Below are 21,389 nucleotides of genomic sequence, written 5' to 3' on the forward strand. Positions count from 1 at the left end.
GGCTACACCGACTGCTGGTCGTGCCCGTGCCGCAGCGCGGCGACCTCGCGTACGGCCTCGGCAACCGCTCGGAAGTCCTTCTTGAGGATTGCGCCGTGGTTGCTGGTGACCTTCGCCGAGATGCGGATGTGCGGGTTGCGGGCGGTCGCCGAGTCGAGACCGGCACGGATCCTCTCCTGCTCGTCGCCCCGGCTGCCCAGCGACGTCCCGGAGGCGACCACGTACCGCACCGGAACGGCGATGGCGTCGAGCACCGGGCCCAGCTCGCTCTCCCGGGAGAGCCTGCCCAGCTCGATGTTGCTGTTCGCCATCTGTTCGGCGTTCATCCGTGGGGTCAGACCGGTCGGGCGTAGCAGCGGCATGAACAGGTTCAGCCGCCGGAACAGTTTCCTGATCCGCTGCTCCATGGCCTCGTCGAGCCAGTCGTATGGAAAAGCGCCGTCGACCAGGACCACCCCGAGCGTCCGCTCCGGGTTCCGGTTGGCCCAGTGCGCGGCGACGACCGCCCCGTACGACCAGCCCACCACCATCGCTTGGTCGACGCCCCGGGCTGCGAGGACGGCATCGACGTCCCGCACGGCGGCCTCGAACGAGTAGTCCGCCGAGCGTTTCGACTTCCTGCCGCGGGCCCGCTCGTCGTAGCTGATGTGCCGGAAGTCCGCGCCCAGTTCGGCGACGACCCGCCGCCAGTAGCCCTGGGTGGCGAACTGGCCGTTGAGGTAGACCACGGGGATTCCGGGACCGCCGGTGTCGGTGACGGCCAGGGCCGTGTCGTCGACCGGCACCATGCCGGTCCAGGTCGAGCTGGTGGAGATGGTCACGTCGTACTCCTGTCGCGTTGGGGGTTCGATCCAGCTCAGCGGCTGCGGGCGGTGATGTCGCCGTACGAGGTGGTGGCTCGGATGTCGAGTGCGGTGGTGCCGTCGTTCTTGAGGGAGTTGCTGATCCGGCCGGAGCCGGTGTCCGCGTCCAACGCGGCCGAGACGCCGGCGGCGGCGGTGACCGAGATGTCGCCGGACTGGGTGCGCAGCACGACGGTGCCGTGCACGGCTTCGGTGATCCGGATGTCGCCCCGCGCGGTGCTGATCTCGGCGGGTCCGTTGAGCCGGCCGATCTCGACGTCGCCGTCGATCGCGGTGAGGCGGACGCTCGCCGCCTCATCGATCTTGATCTGGCGGTACGCGCCGTCGAAGGTGATGTCGGCGAGGCGTCCGACGCTACGAAGCTCGGCGCTGGCGGACGTGGCCTGGATGCGGGAGTCGGCGGGCAGCCGGACGGTGACCTGCAGGGATCCGGACGGGCCGAGGAGGGCGTTGCCGGGCGTCGCGGCCGTGACCCTCAGGACGCCGTCGGCGTACGTGACGGTGGTCTGCTCGGCGGCCCTGCTGTCGCGGTTCTTGGCGGGGTCGGTGGGCAGCACCTCAACGGTGGTGTCGGAGCGGTCGGCGGCGATGACCTGAACGCGCCCGGCGGGGATGTCCAGGACGGCGGAGATCGGGGTGGGGGTGTCGAAGGTCATCATCGGGCTCTCCCATGCTCGCGTGTCGTTTCTGACATCGGAAACGCTACGTTGCTTTCCATCTTGCGGCAACAGGTTTGTTGCACTCATATGCTGAAACCCCAGGTCAAGACACCTAAACTGTTGCATCAGCCTGTCGCCTAATGCAATGCGAGCGCCTCGACTTGTTGCAATGGGTCAGAAGTGAACGCTATGCTGGAGGCGTCTTGAACCGCCTGAAGGAGCACCGAGGGAGATCGCGATGCCGGGAGGCAGGCTCAGTCAGCAGGAACGCCAGCAGATCGCGCTGGGGCTGGGCGACAGCCTCCCGTACGCGGAGATAGCGCGGCGGATCGACCGTCCCACCTCGACGGTCACGCGGGAGGTCATGCGCAACGGCGGCCCCACCGCGTACCGCGCCGATCTGGCCCACCGCGCCACCGAACGCCGCGCCCACCGGCGCAGGCAGGTCACCGCCGGTACGGAGTCGGTTCTCCAACCGCGTGGACGGGACGCCGAGGCGGTTGCCGAATACGAGGAAACCTTCACCACAGTCCTCATGGCGTCGGGCCTGACCAAGATGGCGGCCCGCGTGCTGACCTGCCTGTACACCACCGATGCGGGCAGCCTCACCGCATCCCAGCTCGCCCAGCGCCTCCAGGTCAGCCCGGCGTCGATCTCCAAAGCGATCACGTTCCTGGAGGGCCAGAGCCTGGTCCGCCGGGAACGCGACGAACGTCGCCGCGATCGCTACCTCGTCGACGATGAGCTCTTCTACCAGGCCACCATCACCAGCGCGCGCGCCAACGACCAGCTCGTGGAGACCGCGCGGCGAGGCGTCGCCCTGCTCGGCCCGCACACCCCCGCCGCGGCCCGCCTGGAGAACATCGCCCGCTTCCTCGATTTCATCAGCGAGAGCATGGTCCGCGCCGCCGAACAGGCCCGCGAGATCCTCCACACCAGAGCGGAGAGGACAACCGGCGACGCTGCCCGACCACGTCCCGGCCAGGGATGAGAATGGCCGTCCGGCCGGTCGCGTCGCGGTCAGAGCGGCCAGGCGGCGAGTCGTTCGTAGCGTGCCCGCCGCGCGTCGAGATGGCTGCGCATCAGCAGCAGCTCGGGCACCGGCCACTCCGGGCCGTGGTAGTCGTCGAGGTTCGCCCGGTCGGCCTCGACATCGGCCGGGGTCATCCGGTCGCCGGGCCGGGCGACGGTGAGGTGCGGCCGGAACGGCTTCTCGTCGTACGGCAGCCCGGCGTGTCGCAGTCGGGTCCGGATCTCCCCGGCCAGCAGGTGCAGGGCCTCGACGTCACCCCGTAGGTCCACCCAGAGCACCGTGGACCGTCCCTGGCCGAACCGACCGCCGCCGCCGAGACTGAGCCGGGGCGCCGCGTCGCGGTGGTCACGGAACCACTCGGTGGCCAGCCCGAGCGCGCTCTCCACCTCGACCAGCCGGGCGGCCTCGACCGCACCGAGGAAGGCCACTGTGACATGCAGGTGGGCCGGGTCGGCGAGCCGGACGTCGACACCGGCGGCGGCCGCCGCCGTGACGCGCAACCGGGTCAGCCGAGTGCCCAGATGGTTGACCGCCGCCAACGACGGGTCGACCGCGACGAACAGCCGCACGCTCAGCGGTGCCGCTGCCAGTGCCCGGCCCTCGCGGCGGGCAGGCTCAGCCCGGCGGCGTGCAGCACACCCTCCACCCGGACCCGCTCGATCTCCTGGTCGACGCCGTCCAACTCGCCGAGGTGCTCGGTGATGCCGAGGGCTCGGCAGGCGAGGCGGAGCCGGTCGTCGTACGCCTGGACCAGCGCGCCGTGCCAGACCATCGGCCGGCCGGCGCCCCCGAGCCGTTGACCGCCGAGACGTCGCAGGTCGGCGGCGAGCTGCTCCAGGGGTCGCCGGTCGGTGCGGTCGAAGGCGCTGAGGTCGATGTCCCGGGTCAACGCGTCGGCCTCGATGGCCCGGTCGAGGCGCGCGATGGTGCGTTTCGCCTGTCGACGCTCACGCCACTCGGACCAGCCACAGACCGTGCGATCGAGGATCTCGTCATAGCAGAACAGCAGGGCGAATGCCGCCGGAAGACTGGCCACGGCGAGGAGCGCCAGGGCCAGCATCAGCGCGCGTTCGACTCCCACACATCGACGCTAGGCCCCATCGTGCCCCCTCGCCAGCGATTTGCGCGCATCCGCGCCATCCGCTGAAGAACGCGGATGGCGCGGACGGAGTTCCGCACGTCAGCAGTCGGCGGACGTGACGTAGAAACGGGGCATCGGCAGCACCCGGAAGCGCACCCGGGCACCGGAGCGGCGCAGCTGCCAGGTGAGAGCGATCAGCGCGGCGGACAACGAGATCAGCCCGCCCATCCAGATGCTGGCACCCGCGCCGTAGGTCTCCGCGACCCAGCCGATCAGCGGCGCGCCCACCGGGTTGGTTCCCAGGAACACCAGCACCCACAGCGCCATCACCCGACCCCGGAAGGCCGCGTCCACGCCCATCTGGATGCGCTGATTGGCGGCCTGGGCGAAGAAGACCATGCAGAAACCGGTCGGCACCAGCAGGACCACGACCAGCCAGTACACCGAGGCGAGGCCGACCAGGGTGCCGAAGCTGGCGCAGGCGATGGCCGCACCGAGCACCAACCACACCGACGGGCGACTGCGCCGACCGGTGCCACTGAGCGCGCCGCCGAGCGCACCGACGGCCAGCGCCGTGCTGAACAGGCCGAACGAGGCCGCGCCGGTGTTGAAGACGGTCTTCGCCAAAGCGGCCAGGGTGAGCTGGAAGTTGAACAACGACATGCCGATCACCGACATGACCGCCATCGGTAGCAGCAGGTCGGGTCGACGCCACACGTACCGCAGACCGTCGACGACCCGGGCGGACGCCCGCTCGTCACGCGGCAGCAGGGCGTCGCGGTGCAGCTCGGACGTCCGCATCCGGACGACGTTGACCAGGGGCGCGACGGAGCTGAGAGCGGTGAACAGGAACACCGGGCCGACGTCGAACGCGGCGATGGCCAGGCCGGCGACGGCCGGGCCGACGATCCGGGCGGAGTTGAACACGGCGGCGTTCAGCGACAGCGCGTTGGGCAGCAGCGGCGTGCCGACGAGTTCGGAGACGAACGACTGGCGGACCGGGGTCTCGACGGCGTTGGCCGTGCCGAGCAGCGCGGCGAAGGCGAAGACGTGCCAGAGCTGCACCAGGTCGGTGAGGACCAGCACGGACATGCCGAGCGCCAGCAGGCTCCAGAACGAGTTGGCGGCGAAGAGCAGCACCCGCTTGTCGTACCGGTCGGCGAGCCGTCCGGAGAGCAGGGTGAGCAGCAGAACCGGGGTGAACTGACACGCGGTGACCACCCCGAGCGCGGTCGCCGAGTTGTCGGAGAGCTCGAGGACGAGCCAGTCCTGGGCGATGAACATCATCCAGACGCCGATCAGTTTGATCAGCTGCCCGGATGCGAAGAGGCGGTAGTTGCGGACCTGTAGGGACTGGAACATCGTGCTCAGCTTGGCCTGCACTCTTGGTGCGCCTCCTTCAGGACGTACGCGTCATCGACAGGTGACGGCACGGACCCGGTGGCGCGGGCGCGGCTCAGGCGCGAGCGAGCTGCTGAAGAAGCTGGGCGGCCCTGAGCAGGGTCTCCCGTTCGTCCTCGTCGAGCGCGGCCAGCCGGTGGGCCAGCCATTCGTCGCGGGCCCGCTCGAACTGGTCGAGCACGGCCTGCCCCCCTTCGGTCGCCGCGAGGATGACCTGCCGGCCGTCGGTCGGGTGGGGTGTCCGCCGGACGAGGCCGCGGTCCTCCAACTTCCCGACGATCTTGGTCATCGTCGGTGGCTGCACCCGCTCCACGTCGGCCAGCTCCCGGGGCGTCAGCGCGCCCGCCAGCCGCAGGCTGGTGAGCGCGGAAACCTGGGTGACCGTGAGGTCGCCGACCGGTCGGGCCTGGCGGACCCGCCGGTTGAGTCGGGTGATCGCATCACGCAACTGGGGAGCCAGTTGCGCCGGTGGCACGCGTTCCGCCGTCACCGTCCGCTCCATCACGTTAGTTAGCTTAACTAATGAGCCTGGCTAACGACATCTCTTATGACCGGGCTCACGAGGACATCAGTGCTGTTCCGGGCGGGGTAATCCCGTTCGACCCCCCGCCCGGCCCCACGTCAGAGCACCAGGGACTCGATCGGCCCGCGCAGGAAGTACAGCACGAACAACGCGGCCACCCCGTACAGCAGCGGGTGGATCTCGCGGGCCTTGCCCTTGGCCAGCTTGACGACCACGAAGGTGATCAGGCCGGCGCCGATCCCGTTGGAGATCGAGTAGGTGAACGGCATCAACACGATGGTGAGGAACGCCGGGATCGCGATCTCGTAGTCGGACCAGTCGATGGTCCGCACCGCGGTCATCATCAGGAAACCGACGACGACCAGGGCCGTCGAGGCCGCCTCGAACGGCACGATCACCACCAACGGCGCCAGGAACATCGCCAGCAGGAAGAGCACGCCGGTGACCAGGTTGGCCACACCGGTCCGGGCGCCCTCCGCGACACCGGCGGCACTCTCGATGTACGACGTGTTACTGGACGTGCTGGCCGCGCCACCGGCCGCCGCGGCGATCGAGTCGACGAGCAGGATCTCCTCGGCCCGCGGCGGGGTGCCCTTCTCGTCGAGCAGGCCGCCCTCCTGGCCGACGGCCACCATCGTGCCCATGGTGTCGAAGAAGTCCGTGATCAGCAGCGTGAAGACGAACATCAGCACGACCAACCAGCCGGCCCGACCCCACGAGTCGAGCACGTTGAACTTGCCGAGCAACGACAGGTCGGGCAGGTCCACAACCGTCTTCGGCAGCTCCGGCACGTTCAGCGACCAACCCTTCGGGTTGGGTCGACCGTTGACGAACGACGGGCCGATGTCGCCGATCGCCTCCACGATCACCGCCAGCACCGTCGAGGCGAGGATGCCGATCAGGATCGCCCCCCGCACCCGGCGGACCACCAGCACCAGGGTGATCAGCAGACCCACCACGAAGACCAGCATCGGCCAGCTCACCAGCTTGCCGCCGATGCCCAGGCCGACCGGGACCGTGGTGTTGGCCTCGTCCGGGATCCGCCTGACGAAACCGGCGTCCACCAGGCCGATGATGGTCAGGAACAGACCGATGCCGACGCCGATCGCGGTCTTCATCTGGGTCGGCACCGCACGGAACACAGCGGTCCGCAGACCGGTCAACACCAGCACCGCGATGATCACACCCTCGATCACCACCAGGCCCATCGCGTCGGCCCAGGTCATCTCGGGGGCGATCTCGTACGCCACCAGCGCGTTGACGCCCAGACCGGCGGCGAGCGCCAACGGGAACCGGCCGACGACACCCATCAGGATGGTCATCAGGCCGGCGACCAGCGCGGTCGCGGCAGCCAGCGCGGGAATCGGGAGGGTCTTGCCGTCACCGTCGACGGCACCACCCAGGATCAACGGGTTGAGCACCACGATGTACGCCATCGTGAAGAAGGTCGCCAGGCCACCGCGTACCTCACGGCTCATCGTCGAGCCACGGGCGGAGATTTCGAAGAACCGGTCGAAGCCGTTACGCGGTTGAGCGGGGTTGGGAGGTGTGCCGTTCTCGGGCGGCGCTACTGCCATCAGGTCCTCGCAGGTGATCTTCCGGTTGTCGCGCGCATCGTCCCAGATCAGCGACGGGCAGGGGAAGTCAGTCGCGTACGCTTGCCGAATGCCGAACGAGCAACCACCGCGGCCCGCACCGCTGGACCCACCGATGGTGCCGTTCGCAGTCGCCGGGTTGGTCGCGTGGGCGGTGGCCGGGCTGGTCCTGCTGATCTTCTTCCGGGGTTGGCTGACCGACCACGGTCACCAGAACTGGCTCTGGACCTGCCTCGCCGGTTTCCTGTGGGGCTTCCCGGGGCTCGCCGTGATGATGCGGCACGACGCCAACCGACGCCGCCGCCGCGCGAGCTGACCCCGCGAGCGAACGATCAGGAGTGCCCGTACGGCTCCGCCGGCTCGGCGGCCTCCACCGAGCCCGGGGCGCGACTGACCGACATGGCCTCCACCGCGCTGTCGTCGTACACCGTGGGTAGCTCTTCGACAGCGGTCTCGGCCGCCTCGATGAGCGTCTCGGAGTGCGCACCGCAGCCGTGGTCGGCGCTCACCACCCGACCGTCGTCCGGGGCGAAGAAGTTGCCGCACGCCCCGAACGCCTGCCGCATCGCACCGGCCAGCGGCAGGTAGAAACCGCAGCTGCCGCAGCGGGCGGCGGCCGGCGCGGCGGTGGAGATCGGCGCGTCGGGGCCGTGGTCGCCGTCGTACCAGCGCTGCGCCGCCTCCATGCGGCCCTCGCGGGAGAACACGCGCGCCCGCCCGAGGCCCAACTCCCACGCGGTCTCCTCGACCGCCGGGTCGTCGGAGAGCAGGTAGCCGGGGACCAACCGGTCGTCGTCCGGCGGAGTCGGGAGCAGGTCACCCGGACCCAGATCGCCCGGCTTGAGCCGCTCCTGCCAGGGCAGCCAGCCGGGCGCGAGGAGCGCGTCGGGCCCGGGCAGCAACACCGTCTCGCAGATGGTCACCGTCTTGCTGCGCGACACCCGGGTGACGGTGACCGCCCAGCGCCAACCCCGGTAACCGGCGAGACGGCATTCGAAGTAGTGGGTGACCAGACGGTCACCTTCGGCCACGACCTGCAGGTGGTCGCCGACATCGTCGGCGCCGACCTCGGTGATGCCGGCACGGGCCACCTCGACGGCGGCGGCGCAGACCTGGTCGAGACGGGCGGCACGGGTGGAGGCGGGCCTGGTCACCCGACCATTGTTCCCCATGCGCCCCGCACGGGTGACAGGGACTCCCGGGGAACCTTTCCGAGCAGTGGTGTGGGCGTACCCGGATCAGATGGGCGAGGATGGTGCACATGCCGTCGTACTCCCGCTCCGAGCGATCCCTCCTCGGGCGGACGGTCGGCACCGGCATCCGCGCCGTCCGCCTGCTGCTCCGCGGTTCGGTGGGCAGCGGCCGGTGGGTGACCCGCCGGGCCGGTCGGGCCCGGGCCCGGGGCGCCGGTGGCGAGGTCGGCATGGTCCGTCTGTTCGACCTGCACGCGCTCTCCTGCGCCGGCGACACCCTGATCGCCATCGGCCTGGCCGGGACGATCTTCTTCAACGTGCCGCTGGGCGAGGCCCGCAGCAAGGTCGCGCTCTACCTGCTGGTGACCATGGTGCCGTTCGCCATGCTCGCTCCCGTGGTCGGCCCGCTGCTGGACCACTTCCGGCACGGCCGGCGGTACGCGCTGGCCGCCACGATGCTGGGCCGCGCGTTCCTGGCCTGGTTGATCTCCGACTACATCCACGGGTTCGGGCTCTATCCGGCCGCGTTCGGGGTGCTTGCGCTGTCCCGGGCGTACGGCGTGGCCCGCTCCGCAGCCGTGCCCCGGTTGTTGCCGGAGGGCCTCGGTCTGTCCCAGGTGGGTGCCCGGGCCAGCGTCTACGGCACGGTCGCGGGCGCGCTCGTCGCGCCGATCGGGTTGGCCGCGTTCTGGTTCGGGCCGCAGTGGCCGCTGCGCGTCGCGTCGGTGATCTTCCTGGTCGGCATGGTGATCTCCCTGCGCCTGCCACCGAAGGCCGACTCGGAGCCGCCGGAGCGGGTGCCCCGGCCGCTGCGCGCGCTGGGCCGCAACCGGGGCGACCGGCCCCTCGGCCGGGGCCGTCCGGCCGGCCGGTTGGTGATCGCCACGCTGGTCGGGGCCGCGATGCTCCGCGCGGTGTACGGCTTCCTGCTGCTCTTCCTCGCCTTCGCGATCAAGAAGGGCGACCTGACCACCGTGGCGTTCGGCCGGGAGCTGGGCGCCGAGTGGGCGTTGGGTGTGGTCGGCGGCGCGCTCGCGGTCGGCACGTTCCTGGCCACCGCCATCGGCACCCGTCTGCGCATCCATCGGCCGACCGCCATCCAGTCCAGCAGCATGATCATCGTGGCGGGCGTGGCGGTCCTCGCCGTCATCCAGTTCTCGCTGGTGATGGTCGCCCTGCTCTGCCTGGTCGCGGCCCTGGTCAGCGGGATAGCGAAGCTGGCCGTGGACGCCTCGATCCAGGAGCGCATCCCGGAGCGGCTGCGGGCGAGTTCCTTCGCCCATTCGGAGACGGTGCTGATGCTCGCCTTCGTCGCCGGCGGAGGCTTGGGGCTGGTGCCGTTCAACGGTCGGATGGGCATCGCGGTGGCCGCCGGGGTCGGCGTCCTGGCGGCGATCAGGGGTGTGCTGGTGGCCGCCAGGTTGCGCGGCGAGAAGCTGGCCGGCCGACCGCTCGGTGACGACGAGCTGACCGAGGACGAACCGGCCGACGAGCCCGCCGATGTCGCGCCCACCTCGCCGGCCCCGGCGACCTCGTCGCAGTACGACGACCCGAGCCTGGCCCCTCCGGGCTACCACATCTACCGTCCGTCCTCGGCCGTCGGAGGCCCGGGTGGCGGGGCGGAGGACGAGACCCGCCGCGAATCCCCCGGCTCGGTCTCGTGACCGGCCTGCTGGTGGTGACGGCGGTCCCCGCCGAAGCGGACGCGGTCCGCGCCGGCCTGGCCGACCACTCCGTGACCGTCGCGCCGGTCGGCGTGGGCCCCGCCGTCGCCGGTGCCGCCACCGCCCGACTGCTGGCGCTGGCCGAGGCCGCCGGCCGCCCGTACAGTGCGGTGGTCAGCGCCGGCGTGGCCGGCGGCTTCACCGGGCGCGCCGAGGTCGGCGACACCGTGCTCGGCACCGTCAGCATCGCCGCCGACCTGGGCGCCGAGTCACCGGACGGCTTCATCCCCGTCGACGAGTTGGGCATGCCGCCGGCGATGCTGGGCGTCGGCGGCGTGGTGCCGGCCGACCAGGCCCTGCTGGCGGCACTGCGGGCCGCACTCCCGGCGGCTACGACCGGGCCGGTGCTCACCGTCAGCACGGTCACCGGCAGCGCAGCCGGCACGCGGGAGCTGCGCCGCAGGCACCCGGAGGCGGTCGCCGAGGCCATGGAGGGGTACGGGGTGGCCGTCGCCGCCGCCCAGGCCGGGGTGCCCTTCGCCGAGCTACGCACCATCTCCAACCCGATCGGCCCGCGCGACCGTGACGCCTGGCGACTGCACGAAGCCCTCGCCGCCCTGACCGTCGCTGCGCGCGCTGCGCTGAGCAGGGGCCGCTCAGCCGTAGCTCTGCCGGCGGCTCAGCCGTAGCTCTGCCGTCGGGTGCGGCCCAGCCGTAGCGCGGCGGGCCGGCGGGCCTCGATCTCGAAGCCGCAGGCCAGCAGTAGGTCGATGCCGGCGTCCTCGGCAAGCGCGGCGGCGTCCTCGACACCCGCCGCGCGCATGTCGGTGAGCAGAGCCGTGACCAGCCGACGTCCGAGCCCCAGCCGTCGGTACCGGGGATCGACCAGCACACCGTCGAGCACCATCTCCCGCTCCGCCATACCGGGGTGCCACTCCCCTCGCTCAAGGTGGGGACTCCGCTCATGCGCCCGCAGTTCGCCGACCGACTGCCCGTCGGGCAACTCGGCGACGTACCGCCAGCAGGCGGCCGGCAGATCGCCCACGAGACGGCGAACCTGGACCGCCCGACGGACCTCAGCGCCCCACCGCCGGTTGTCCCGGTAACGCCGGTTCAGTTCGTACGCGGCCGGTGGCAGCGGAAGTGGGTATCGCTCGGGCGGCAACCGGTACCACTCCGCCCACCAGGCACCCGGCCAGTCCCGAGGCTCGTAGACCGGCCAGACGTCCAGGTGAGCCGGGTAGCGCCGCCCGGCATCGTCCCGCATGTCGTCGTGCGGAACAGGGGTCGGGTCGGTGATGACGGGGGTCGCCGGCACACCGACGGCCAGCTCCCCACCCGCCGCCCGGACGAGACGCTCCACCGTCCGGAACCGGGGATCGACCGCGCGCCCCGACTCGATCCGAGCCAGCGTCGGCTGCGGCACTCCGGACTTTTCGGCCAACTCCCGCTGACTGAGGTCGGCGCGACGGCGCAGAGCTCGCAGAGCCCGGCCGAGATCGGTTTCGCCGGCTTCTCCCGTGCGGTCGGCCTCGGTCACAGGTCGATGTTCCCTGGCGGTCACCTGGCTATCAACAGCCACGCCAGAGCTGTGGATAACCCTGTGGAAAAGCTCCCGAGCCGGTGGACGGTCACTCCGCAGGCCCTTTGGAGCTGAATCGTTTACGACATCACTGCGCCGACTCATCCCCATGACCGCGCTGCCCCAAGACCGCACAACCTGACCGCGGCCAGCGGCACCGCCCTGCACGACGCACCGCGGACGGCGCCGCACACGCGAGACGCGCACGAGCAAGACGCGACACGAGCGAGACGCGCACGAGCAAGACGCGACACGAGCAAGACGCGAGGCGCACCGCCCGACCGGGTCGGACCGGGCGCCGTTGGCCGGGAAGGACGCACACGGGAGCAAGACGCGCACGAGCATGACGAGGCACGAGCAAGATACGCACGAGCAAGATGCCGCACGAACGAGATGCGGTCCGATCCGGCCCGGCGCGGCCGCAGTGCGGCACCGGCGAGGCGCATCCGGCGCGGCATTCTCCGGAGCAGCCCCTCCCGGTGCGATTCGCTTACGACATCAGCTCCAAAGGAAGCCCGAGGCATGTGCCCAGCTGGCCTGGTCGACCGTCTTCGCCGCCGACCAGACCAGACCGGGCCGGACCGGGCCGGACCGGACCGGGCCGGGCCGGGCCGGACCGGACCGGACCGGACCGGGCCGGGCCGGGCGGAGCCGAGCCGAGCCCTTCAGTCCGTCACGGATCACAGTGGCCGGGGTGGGCGCGGGCCAGGAGACGGGGGCAGGGCTAACGTGAGGGACGTGGCGCTCTCCCTGGCGATCTCGCCCTGCCCCAACGACACGTTCGTCTTCCACGCGCTGGTGCACGGTCGGGTCCCCGGTGCACCGCCGGTCGAGGTGACGTACGCGGACGTGGACGTGACCAACACGGCGGCCGAGCGGGGCGCCTTCGACCTGGTCAAGGTGAGCTTCGCGGCGCTGCCCTGGCTGCTCGACGACTACCACCTGCTGCCCTGCGGTGGCGCGCTCGGCCGGGGCTGTGGCCCGCTGGTGCTCACCAGGGGCGACCGCACCGACCTGACCGGCGCCACGGTCGCGGTGCCGGGCGATCGGACCACCGCGTACCTGCTGTTCCGGCTCTGGTCGGCCGGGCAGCCGCCGGCCCGGATCGAGGTGGTCCCGTTCCACGAGATCATGCCGGGCGTCGCGGCCGGCCGCTACGACGCCGGGTTGGTCATCCACGAGGCCCGGTTCACCTACCACCGGCACGGTCTGAGCGCGCTCGTCGACCTCGGCGAGTGGTGGGAGGCCGACACCGGCCTGCCCATTCCACTCGGTGCGATCCTGGCCCGACGCGGCGCCGTCGATCCGGAGGCCGCGGCAGGCTGGATCCGCGAGTCCGTCCGGCAGGCGTGGGCAGACCCGGCCGCCAGCCGGGAGTACGTGTTGGCGCACGCCCAGGAGATGGAACTCGACGTGGTGGACCGGCACATCGGCCTCTACGTCAACGAGTTCACCGCGGACCTGGGAGAGGCCGGTTTCGCCGCGGTGGCGGCACTGCTCGACCGGGCCGCCACCGCCGGCCTGGTGCCTCAGACCTCCAGCTCGCGCGCCACCGCGTGGACCAGCTGAGCGATCTTCTGCGCGGTCTTCTTGTCCGGGTACCGGCCCCGGCGCAGGTCGGGCTGGACCTTGGCCTCCAGCACCTTGATCATGTCTTCGACCAGGCCGTGCAACTCCTCGGCCGGTCGACGGCGCAACTCCGCCATCGACGGCGGCGCGTCCAGCAGCTTGACTCCCATGGCCTGCGCGCCCCGACGGCTGTCCACCACGCTGAAGTCGACCCGTTGGCCACCCTTGAGGTCGGTGACACCCGCCGGCAACGCCCCCTTGGGCAGGAACACGTCCCCGCCCTCGTCACTCGTGACGAAGCCGTATCCCTTGGCCGTGTCGTACCACTTCACTCGACCCGTAGGCACCTGAAAACCCCTGCTTCACTTGAGCCGCTACTGCTCCAAGGCTAGCTGGATCATGCCGTCGAGTGCCGCTGGGAATTCGGTGAGCCGATCCAGCACCAGTTCCGCCCCGGCCGAGCGCAGCTCATCCCGCGAGCACGGACCGCTCGCGACCCCGATCCCGGGCACCCCGGCCGCTGCCGCCGCCACCATGTCCGCGACATGGTCACCGACGTAGTGGGTGGCGCCGTGCTCGCGGAGGGCGATCGCCTTCTGCTCGGCGAACAGGTCGCCGGCCAACTCGTCGACCTCGAGACCGAGGTGGTCCAGGTGCAACCGGGCCAGCCGGCCGATCTTGGACGTGACGACCAGCACCCGCCCACCCCGCGCACGGATCGCGTCGATGGACTCCCGCGCGCCGGGCAGCAGGAGCGTCGGGGTGATCGCGTACGCCGGATACAGCTCGCGGTACACGAGCACGGCCGACTCGACCTGCTCCGGTGGGAACCAGTGCGCGATCTCGGTACGCAGCGGCGGCCCGAGGCGGGACACCGCCAGCTCGGCGTCGATCGGCACGCCGGTCTTCGCGGTCAGCGCGCGGTACGCCGCAGCGATGCCGGGGCGGGAGTCGACCAGGGTCATGTCGAGATCGAATCCGACGGTCAGTGCGGGCATGCCGAAAACGTACCCGGCGACTCCCGTCCGGCCGAACGTCCGAGGGGCGCGGAAGCCCGCTGCCGGGCTAGCGTGGAAAGACGATGACCACCTCACTCGCCGACCACCTGCGGTCGCTGCCCGACGATTCCCTGGCCGCCCTGCTCCAGCTGCGGCCCGATCTCGTCGTGCCCGTGCCGGCCGACGTCTCCGCCCTGGCCATCCGGGCCCAGTCCCGCGTCTCGGTGGCACGTGCGCTGGACGGGCTGGACCAGTTCACCCTTCAGATCCTCGACGCCGCCCGCCTCACCCGGAGCCCGGACGACGGCACCACGGCCACCGACGCCGTCCTGGCCATGGCGACCTCCGGGCCGCACCCGCCGGCTCCGACGGCCGTCCGGGCCGCCGTGGGGCGGTTGCGTGCGCTTTTTCTGCTGTACGGCCCGGAGCACGCGCTGGAGGTGGTGCCCGCCGTCGACGAAGTCGCCCCGTACCCCGCTGGGCTCGGCCGACCGGCCGCGGAGCTGGACCCGCGCACGGCCGCGCTCTGCGCGGACCCGGCGAAACTGCGCCGGACGCTGCTCGCCGCCCCGCCCTCGGCCCGGGCGGTCCTGGACCGCCTGGCTGCCGGCCCTCCGGTGGGCAGTGTGCCCCCGGGGGCGTTGCAGGCGCCCCCGATCGGTGCGCAGGACCCGGTGCTCTCCGACCCGACGAACGGTGGCGCCCCAGCAGGCTCCCCGGTGCGGTGGCTCGTGGACAACCGGCTGCTGGTCCCCGTGACGACCGGCTCGTCGACGGCCGGCGGCACGGTGGAGTTGCCCCGCGAGGTCGGCCTGCTGCTGCGCCGCGACAGTGGCCCCCTCGGGCCCCTGCGGACCAGCCCACCGGCGGTCGCCGGGGCGCCGCGTGAACCGAAGGCCGTCGACTCGGCCGGGGCCGGGCAGACGATGGAGGTAGTCCGGAACACCGAAGGGCTGCTGGAGCAGCTCGCCGACGAACCCGCGCCGGTGCTGCGCTCGGGCGGCATCGGCGTACGGGACCTGCGGCGGTTGGCGCGTACCGGCGCGCTGGACGAACCGACGACGGCGCTGCTGCTGGAGGTGGCGTATGCGGCGGGGCTCCTCGGCGAGTTGGAGATGCCGGGCGCGGCGACCGGCCGGTACGGGGCCGATCAGCAGGTGCTGCCGACCGGCGGGTACGAGGTGTGGCGGGCCGCCTCACTGGCCCAACGCTGGGAGCAGTTGGCCCGAGCCTGGTTGACGATGACGCGGCAGGTGGGGCTGGTCGGCCGCCGGGACGACCGGGACCGGCCGATCACCGCGCTCTCCTCCGAGGCCGAACGGGCCAGTGTCCCCGGCGTCCGGCGAGCCGTGCTCGGCGTGCTCGCCGATCTGGAGCCGGCGACCGCCCCCACCTCCGACGAGGTGCAGGCGCTGCTCGACTGGCGGGCACCCCGACGCAGCCGGGGTCGGGACGCCGCCCACCGGGAGGTGCTGGCCGAGGCCGCGCAGCTGGGCGTCACGGGGCTGGGGGCACTCACCTCCTACGGTCGGCTGCTGCTGGGTGACCTGACGTCGACCGACGAGCGGGGCGGCGAGGACCCGCTGGGTGTGCACGCGGACGTCGAGAGCGGTGACCCGTCCAGTGCCGCCCGGGCATTGGACGCGCTGCTGCCCGCACCGGTCGACCACTTCCTGGTGCAGGCCGACCTGACCGTGGTGGTGCCCGGCCCACCCGAACCGGCGCTCGCCGCCGAGTTGGATGCGATGACCGAACTCGAATCCGCCGGCGGGGCCAGCGTGCACCGGGTGACCACGGCGAGCGTGCGACGCGCGCTGGATTCCGGCTACACGGCCGACGACCTGCACGACGTGTTCCGACGGCGGTCCCGCACCCCGGTTCCGCAGGGTCTCACCTACCTGGTCGACGACGTGGCCCGTAAGCACGGCGGGCTGCGGGTGGGCCTGGCCGGGGCGTACCTGCGCAGCGACGACGAGGCGCTGCTCAGTGAGGTGTTGGCGGACCGCAGGTTGGAGTCGTTGGCGCTGCGTCGGCTCGCGCCGACGGTCCTGTGCACGCAGTACCAGGTGGGTCGGCTGTTGAGTGCGCTGCGCGACGCCGGGTACGCCCCGGTGCAGGAGGACGGCAGCGGCAGCACCGTGCTGGCCCGGCCGCGGATCCGACGGGCTCCGGCTCGGGTGTCGGTGACCACTCGGACACTCGACCCGTTGGCCACCCCGAAGCTGCCGATGCCCCGGCTGCTCGGTGTGGTGGAGCACATCCGACGGGGTGAGGCGGCGGCGCGGGCGGCCCGACGGGCACCGGCGGTGGTGCGTGGTGGTGCGGCGGGGCTGGGCGGCGGCCCGGTGCCTGCGCACACGCACAGCGAGGCCCTGGCGGTGCTCCAGCAGGCGGTACGGGACAAGGCGCTGGTCTGGGTCGGTTATGTCGACGCACACGGGGCGACCGCGTCCCGCCTGGTCAAACCGGTTTCGATCGGTGCCGGCTACCTGCGCGCCGAGGACGAACGAACCGAGATGCTGCACACGTTCGCGCTGCACCGGATCACCGCGGCGGTGCTGGCGGACTGACCGGCTCGGACCCGATCGACCGGCAGCGCCACCGCGGGCGCTGTCGGTCAGCGGCGGTTACGGCTGCGGCGTACGGTACCGACCACCGAGATGATCAGAAGTAGTGCGAAGCCGGCGCCGGCGGACTCCCCGACCGAGTCGACGAAGCCCTGCCGCAGCACCAGCCAGCCGAAGAGGAACCACCCGACGAGGAGTGCCGCCGCGACGGCGTACGCGATCACCGTCGCCCTGGACACCTCGTCGGGTGGTGCCTGTTCGTGTTCCGCGATCACGTCACGGTCGACCGTCATACCCAGCCTCCCCGCCCGGTCCGGCCCTGGACTCCCAGGGTGACACTCGTTGGACCGGTCGGACAGGGGTTGAACCCCCGATTCGCCGCCGTGTCGTCAGGTGCCGGGGCGTCGACCGATCAGCACCACCCGCGTGCCGACCTTGCCCAGCTCCCACATCCGGACCGCGTCGACGTGCAGGAGGTTGACGCAGCCGTGCGAGCCGATCGACTTGTCGTGCAGGTAGGTGGTGGTCTCGTGGAAGCCCATTCCCTGGGTGAAGTGCTGCCAGTAGGGCAGCCACACCTCGTACGGGTCGGACCACTCCTTGGGATTGCGGAAGTTGACCGTGAACGTGCCGGACGGGGTGCGGTAGCCGGACATTCCGGTGCGGGTCACCGTCGGCTCCATGATCACCTTGCCGCCCCGGACCGCCCAGACGGTCTGCCGGGTCAGGTCGACACAGAACGTGGTGCCCGTGCCCGCCTTGCAGCGGCTGGGATCGGTGGTGGCGAGGCGCTGGGCCACGTCGAGGGTGGTCGGTCCGGCGCGACCCTCGACGGGGCGAATGCCGTACCTCTTCTGGAACTTCTTGATGGCGGCGCAGTCGGCGGCGGACTGCCGGCCGTCCACGCTGACCGCCCCGAACCCGCCCAACCGGGCCAGGTGTGTCTCCACCGCGCGCTGGTGTTGGCCCTGTGGGCAGCCGGCGACGGTCGGCGTACCCCTGCTGGGGGTTGGTCCGGGTGTGGCACTGCGGGTGGGTTTCGGCTTGGGCTTGGGTGTGGCGGAGGTGGGTGCGGCCGGCGGCGGCCGGTCGCGCTGGTCCGGCCCGGGCGTGCCGCTCGCCCCCGTTGCCTGTTCCGCCGCACCGGCTGGGGCGGCTCCCCCGCCACCACTCCCACCGGACTGCGGATCGAACGTGCACGCACCGGAACCGACCAGCACGACCACCAGCAGGGCGACCAGCCGGGAAGTGTTCACGACACGCTTCATGGCACCTCCCCGGAGAATCGTCCCTTTGCTAGACGTTCGTGAGTGCCGTCACGGTTGCACCCGGTGAGCATCTTTCTTCGGGCATCCCGCCGCGTGCAACACTGGATGGTCGGCCAGCTGCGGGTATGCGACCCGCCCGAGCCGAAGATCGACCGAGGAGAGGACGCTGGCGTGAGCGGTGGACCACTGATCGTGCAGTCGGACAAGACCCTGCTGCTGGAGATCGACCACCCCGACGCGCAGGCCTGCCGGATGGCCATCGCGCCCTTCGCCGAGTTGGAGCGCTCGCCGGAGCACGTGCACACGTACCGGCTGACCCCGCTGGGTCTGTGGAACGCCCGCGCGGCGGGGCACGACGCCGAGGGTGTGGTCGACTCGCTCCTGAAGTACTCCCGCTATCCGGTGCCGCACGCGCTGCTGGTGGACGTGGCGGAGACGATGGACCGGTACGGTCGGCTCCAACTCGCCAACGACCCGGCACACGGGCTGGTGCTGCGGGCACTGGACCGGCTGGTGCTGATCGAGGTGGCCAAGAGCAAGAAGCTCGCCGGCATGCTCGGCGACAAGATCGACGACGACACCATCCGGGTGCACCCGTCCGAGCGTGGCCGACTCAAGCAGGCGCTGCTCAAGCTGGGCTGGCCGGCGGAGGACCTGGCCGGTTACGTCGACGGTGAGGCGCACCCGATCGAGCTGGCCGAGGCCGGCAAGGACGGGCGCAAGCCGTGGACGCTTCGGTCGTACCAGCGGGAGGCCGTCGAGGCGTTCTGGGCCGGCGGGTCGGGCGTGGTGGTGCTGCCCTGTGGTGCCGGCAAGACCCTGGTCGGGGCGGCGGCGATGGCCGAGGCGAAGGCGACCACGCTGATCCTGGTCACCAACACGGTCGCCGGTCGGCAGTGGAAGCGGGAGCTGATCGCCCGCACGTCGCTGACCGAGGAGGAGATCGGCGAGTACTCCGGCGAGCGCAAGGAGATCCGCCCGGTCACCATCGCCACGTACCAGGTGCTCACCTCGCGGCGCGGCGGTGCGTTCACCCACCTGGACCTGTTCGGGGCCCGCGACTGGGGCCTGGTCGTCTACGACGAGGTGCACCTGCTGCCCGCGCCGATCTTCCGCTTCACGGCGGACCTCCAGGCCCGCCGTCGGCTGGGCCTCACCGCGACTCTGGTACGCGAAGACGGCCGCGAGGGTGACGTGTTCAGCCTGATCGGCCCGAAGCGGTACGACGCGCCGTGGAAGGACATCGAGTCGCAGGGGTGGATCGCCCCGGCCGAGTGCACCGAGGTCCGGGTGACCCTGACCGACGCGGAGCGGATGTCGTACGCGACGGCGGAGGCCGAGGAGCGCTACCGGATGGCGGCGACCGCCCGCACCAAGCTGCCGGTGGTGAAGGCGCTGGTCGATCAGCACCCGGAGGACCAGGTGCTGGTCATCGGGGCGTACATCGATCAGTTGCACCAGCTCGGCGAGTACCTCGACGCGCCGATCATCCAGGGTTCGACCACGAACAAGGAACGGGAGCGACTGTTCGACGCGTTCCGCTCCGGCGAGCTGCGGACGTTGGTGATCTCCAAGGTCGGCAACTTCTCCATCGACCTTCCCGAGGCGGCGGTGGCGATCCAGGTGTCCGGGACGTTCGGGTCACGCCAGGAGGAGGCGCAACGGCTGGGTCGGGTGCTCCGGCCGAAGGCCGACGGCCGACAGGCGCACTTCTACACCGTGGTGTCCCGGGACACGATCGACACCGAGTACGCGGCACACCGGCAGCGCTTCCTCGCCGAGCAGGGTTACGCGTACACGATCGTCGACGCCGACGACGTCCTCGGCCCGAAGCTCCCGACCATCGACTGACGCTTTTCCCCTTGATCGACTCAGTTTTCAGGAAGTCGCGGTGTCCGGTGCGCTGTGATGCCCCGACTTCCTGGAACCCGAGTCGATCAGTGCGGTGGGTTCGGGCGCGTGGCGGGGACCGGCTGTCTCTCGCGCTCACTATCGAGCTGATGTCGTAAACGAATCGGCCGGATCCGGGGTACCGCCCGTCGTTGTCATCGCATGGTTCACCCGTCGCGTATGTCGTGGTCGTGGCGGAGGGCTCGGTCGTCCCTGGCGGCCATCGTGACAGCCACAGTGGTGGTGGCAGGAATGGCCGCCTGACGGTGGACGCACGACCACCCGCCGTACGGTCCGGAAGCCCTGGCCATCACCTCCTCGCTCAGCCTCGTCAGCCACGCGGAGGCGCAGGCGGCGCTCGGCGAGAAGATCCCCCGCCGCTGGTCTCCGACGAACGCGACCCGCTGGTGCTGGGTCGGGCCTGACCCTCACCGGGAGAAGCGGTTGACCAGCACCGCCAACCGGCGGTCGTGGTCGGCGCGGCGGAGTCGGCCGCTGCGCATCAGCGTGACCAGCCCGTGCAGGCCGCTCCAGAACGTCTCGGTGACCGCCTCCAGGTCGTCGTCACCGGCCGCCGGACGCACCGCCTCGGCCAGTTCGGCGAAGCCCCGGGCCAGGTCGGTCGGAACGTCCTGGCTGGCGAACGGCAGATCGACGGCGAGGACGAACATCGCGTCGTAGATCGCCGGCCGTTGCTCGGCGAACGCGGTGTACGCAGCGGCGACGTCGGCGACCGCTTGGCGGGGGTCGGCGGCCGAGGTCCGGGCCGAGGCGAGCGCTGCGGCCAGTTCGGCGAACCCCTCGACGGCGACCGCCGCCATGATCGCGTCCTTGCCCTTGAAGTGGCTGTAGAGGACGGGCTGGCTGTATTCGATCTCGGCGGCGAGCCGGCGGGTGGTCACCGCGTCCCAGCCTTCGGCGAGGGCCAAATCACGGGCTGCCGCGACGATGGCGCGTTCCCGTTCCGCCCGCTCACGTTCCCGGCGTGCCTGCGTCGACATGACAGTGAGCCTAGCACCGCTAGCATTGCTGTCGATGCTCTGCTAGCGTCGCTCTCATATCTAGCAGCGCTAGGAATTGGAGCAGACCATGCTGACACCCCTCGCCTACGGGCTCGCCGTCGTACTCAGCCTCTTCGTCGTCTTCATCGGCGCGCGGTTCCTGCTGGTGCCCCAGGCGGCGGCAGCGGGGTACGGCGTTCCGGCCCGGCCGGACGGCGATACCGCGTACCTGACGGTCAAGGGCCTGAAGGACCTCACCTTCGGCCTGCTCGGCCTCGCCCTGATCGCCTTCACGACCGCCGACGCGGTCGCGTGGTTCATGCTGATCGTCGCGCTCGTCCCACTCGGCGACACGTTCATCGTGCTGCGCAACGGCGGCACGAAGGCCGTCGCCTTCGGCATCCACTTCGCCACCGCCGTGGTCGTCCTCCTGAACGCCGCCCTCCTCTTCGCCCTCTGACCCACCCCGCACCAGGCCCGACCCGACCATTTGATCAAGAGG

The 21,389-nt window shown here is 71.2% G+C and carries 22 protein-coding genes; 8 read left to right on the forward strand and 14 right to left on the reverse strand.

The window, feature by feature from the left end; all coding sequences use genetic code 11:
* Nucleotides 1–2: 2 nt before the first annotated feature.
* Together O7617_RS09715 and O7617_RS09720 are read right to left on the reverse strand one after the other, a co-directional pair.
* Nucleotides 3–821, reverse strand: coding sequence for an alpha/beta hydrolase (locus O7617_RS09715; RefSeq protein ID WP_282262957.1), 819 nt, complete (start codon nucleotides 819–821; stop codon nucleotides 3–5).
* A gap of 35 nt (nucleotides 822–856) precedes the next feature.
* Nucleotides 857–1,522 carry a DUF4097 family beta strand repeat-containing protein gene (locus O7617_RS09720; RefSeq protein WP_282262959.1) on the reverse strand — a complete coding sequence of 222 codons (666 nt, stop codon included), beginning with the start codon at nucleotides 1,520–1,522 and terminating at the stop codon, nucleotides 857–859.
* A 238-nt stretch (nucleotides 1,523–1,760) separates the two neighbouring features.
* On the opposite strand from O7617_RS09720, the gene O7617_RS09725 reads away from it, so the two are divergent.
* Entirely contained in the window at nucleotides 1,761–2,513 is a 753-nt protein-coding gene (locus O7617_RS09725) for a helix-turn-helix domain-containing protein (RefSeq protein WP_282262961.1), read from the forward strand.
* A 29-nt stretch (nucleotides 2,514–2,542) separates the two neighbouring features.
* Here O7617_RS09725 and thpR read toward each other — a convergent pair whose 3' ends face one another.
* The 5 genes from thpR to O7617_RS09750 form a co-directional block, all read right to left on the reverse strand.
* Nucleotides 2,543–3,124, reverse strand: a complete 582-nt coding sequence (gene thpR / locus O7617_RS09730) for an RNA 2',3'-cyclic phosphodiesterase (protein ID WP_282262962.1) — start codon at nucleotides 3,122–3,124, stop codon at nucleotides 2,543–2,545.
* Between the two features lie 2 nt (nucleotides 3,125–3,126).
* Entirely contained in the window at nucleotides 3,127–3,636 is a 510-nt protein-coding gene (locus O7617_RS09735; protein ID WP_282262963.1) for a hypothetical protein, read from the reverse strand.
* Nucleotides 3,637–3,735: 99 nt separating this feature from the next.
* A complete protein-coding gene (locus tag O7617_RS09740) occupies nucleotides 3,736–5,019 on the reverse strand; it encodes an MFS transporter (RefSeq protein WP_282262965.1) in 1,284 nt (427 codons plus the stop codon).
* A gap of 73 nt (nucleotides 5,020–5,092) precedes the next feature.
* Nucleotides 5,093–5,542, reverse strand: coding sequence for a MarR family transcriptional regulator (locus O7617_RS09745; RefSeq protein WP_282262967.1), 450 nt, complete (start codon nucleotides 5,540–5,542; stop codon nucleotides 5,093–5,095).
* A 116-nt stretch (nucleotides 5,543–5,658) separates the two neighbouring features.
* The gene (locus tag O7617_RS09750) at nucleotides 5,659–7,137 is read right to left on the reverse strand and encodes an NCS2 family permease (RefSeq protein WP_282262969.1); all 1,479 of its coding nucleotides are present in this window, start codon (nucleotides 7,135–7,137) and stop codon (nucleotides 5,659–5,661) included.
* An 88-nt stretch (nucleotides 7,138–7,225) separates the two neighbouring features.
* Here O7617_RS09750 and O7617_RS09755 point away from each other — a divergent pair, with 88 nt between their 5' ends.
* Nucleotides 7,226–7,471, forward strand: a complete 246-nt coding sequence (locus O7617_RS09755; protein WP_282262970.1) for a DUF2530 domain-containing protein — start codon at nucleotides 7,226–7,228, stop codon at nucleotides 7,469–7,471.
* A gap of 16 nt (nucleotides 7,472–7,487) precedes the next feature.
* On the opposite strand, the gene O7617_RS09760 is transcribed toward O7617_RS09755, so the two are convergent.
* Nucleotides 7,488–8,327 (reverse strand): DUF3027 domain-containing protein, encoded by an 840-nt coding sequence (locus tag O7617_RS09760; RefSeq protein ID WP_282262972.1) that lies wholly within the window; start codon nucleotides 8,325–8,327, stop codon nucleotides 7,488–7,490.
* Between the two features lie 89 nt (nucleotides 8,328–8,416).
* Between O7617_RS09760 and O7617_RS09765 the strand changes: the two genes are divergently transcribed.
* Both O7617_RS09765 and O7617_RS09770 read left to right on the forward strand, forming a co-directional pair.
* The gene (locus tag O7617_RS09765) at nucleotides 8,417–10,012 is read left to right on the forward strand and encodes an MFS transporter (protein WP_282262973.1); all 1,596 of its coding nucleotides are present in this window, start codon (nucleotides 8,417–8,419) and stop codon (nucleotides 10,010–10,012) included.
* Nucleotides 10,009–10,701, forward strand: coding sequence for a futalosine hydrolase (locus O7617_RS09770; RefSeq protein ID WP_282262974.1), 693 nt, complete (start codon nucleotides 10,009–10,011; stop codon nucleotides 10,699–10,701). The genes O7617_RS09765 and O7617_RS09770 overlap by 4 nt, the downstream gene beginning before the upstream one ends.
* Here O7617_RS09770 and O7617_RS09775 read toward each other — a convergent pair.
* On the reverse strand, nucleotides 10,692–11,552 hold the full coding sequence (locus O7617_RS09775; protein ID WP_282262975.1) for a GNAT family N-acetyltransferase: 861 nt from the start codon (nucleotides 11,550–11,552) through the stop codon (nucleotides 10,692–10,694). The genes O7617_RS09770 and O7617_RS09775 overlap by 10 nt on opposite strands.
* Nucleotides 11,553–12,332: 780 nt before the next feature.
* Between O7617_RS09775 and O7617_RS09780 the strand changes: the two genes are divergently transcribed.
* The gene (locus O7617_RS09780) at nucleotides 12,333–13,163 is read left to right on the forward strand and encodes a 1,4-dihydroxy-6-naphthoate synthase (protein ID WP_282262976.1); all 831 of its coding nucleotides are present in this window, start codon (nucleotides 12,333–12,335) and stop codon (nucleotides 13,161–13,163) included.
* On the opposite strand, the gene O7617_RS09785 is transcribed toward O7617_RS09780, so the two are convergent.
* Together O7617_RS09785 and O7617_RS09790 are read right to left on the reverse strand one after the other, a co-directional pair.
* Nucleotides 13,124–13,510: a cold shock domain-containing protein gene (locus tag O7617_RS09785; RefSeq protein WP_088986676.1), complete on the reverse strand. Its 387-nt coding sequence runs from the start codon at nucleotides 13,508–13,510 to the stop codon at nucleotides 13,124–13,126. The two genes, O7617_RS09780 and O7617_RS09785, sit on opposite strands and share 40 nt — an antisense overlap.
* 27 nt (nucleotides 13,511–13,537) lie before the next feature.
* A complete protein-coding gene (locus O7617_RS09790; RefSeq protein WP_282262978.1) occupies nucleotides 13,538–14,161 on the reverse strand; it encodes an HAD hydrolase-like protein in 624 nt (207 codons plus the stop codon).
* Between the two features lie 83 nt (nucleotides 14,162–14,244).
* On the opposite strand from O7617_RS09790, the gene O7617_RS09795 reads away from it, so the two are divergent.
* Entirely contained in the window at nucleotides 14,245–16,731 is a 2,487-nt protein-coding gene (locus O7617_RS09795; protein WP_282262980.1) for a helicase-associated domain-containing protein, read from the forward strand.
* Between the two features lie 47 nt (nucleotides 16,732–16,778).
* Here the strand turns inward: O7617_RS09795 and O7617_RS09800 are convergent, their stop codons facing one another.
* Nucleotides 16,779–17,021: a hypothetical protein gene (locus O7617_RS09800; RefSeq protein WP_282262982.1), complete on the reverse strand. Its 243-nt coding sequence runs from the start codon at nucleotides 17,019–17,021 to the stop codon at nucleotides 16,779–16,781.
* 96 nt (nucleotides 17,022–17,117) lie between these two features.
* Complete coding sequence (locus O7617_RS09805; RefSeq protein ID WP_282262983.1) at nucleotides 17,118–17,996, reverse strand: L,D-transpeptidase family protein; 879 nt, start codon at nucleotides 17,994–17,996, stop codon at nucleotides 17,118–17,120.
* A gap of 171 nt (nucleotides 17,997–18,167) precedes the next feature.
* Between O7617_RS09805 and O7617_RS09810 the strand changes: the two genes are divergently transcribed.
* Nucleotides 18,168–19,847 (forward strand): DNA repair helicase XPB, encoded by a 1,680-nt coding sequence (locus O7617_RS09810; protein ID WP_282262984.1) that lies wholly within the window; start codon nucleotides 18,168–18,170, stop codon nucleotides 19,845–19,847.
* A 467-nt stretch (nucleotides 19,848–20,314) separates the two neighbouring features.
* On the opposite strand, the gene O7617_RS09815 is transcribed toward O7617_RS09810, so the two are convergent.
* Nucleotides 20,315–20,887: a TetR/AcrR family transcriptional regulator gene (locus tag O7617_RS09815; protein ID WP_282262985.1), complete on the reverse strand. Its 573-nt coding sequence runs from the start codon at nucleotides 20,885–20,887 to the stop codon at nucleotides 20,315–20,317.
* Nucleotides 20,888–20,975: 88 nt separating this feature from the next.
* Between O7617_RS09815 and O7617_RS09820 the strand changes: the two genes are divergently transcribed.
* The gene (locus O7617_RS09820) at nucleotides 20,976–21,347 is read left to right on the forward strand and encodes a DUF4267 domain-containing protein (protein WP_282262986.1); all 372 of its coding nucleotides are present in this window, start codon (nucleotides 20,976–20,978) and stop codon (nucleotides 21,345–21,347) included.
* Nucleotides 21,348–21,389 lie beyond the last annotated feature (42 nt).

This window comes from Micromonospora sp. WMMD1155 (genome assembly GCF_029581275.1).
In the GTDB taxonomy this organism is placed as follows: Bacteria; Actinomycetota; Actinomycetes; order Mycobacteriales; family Micromonosporaceae; genus Micromonospora.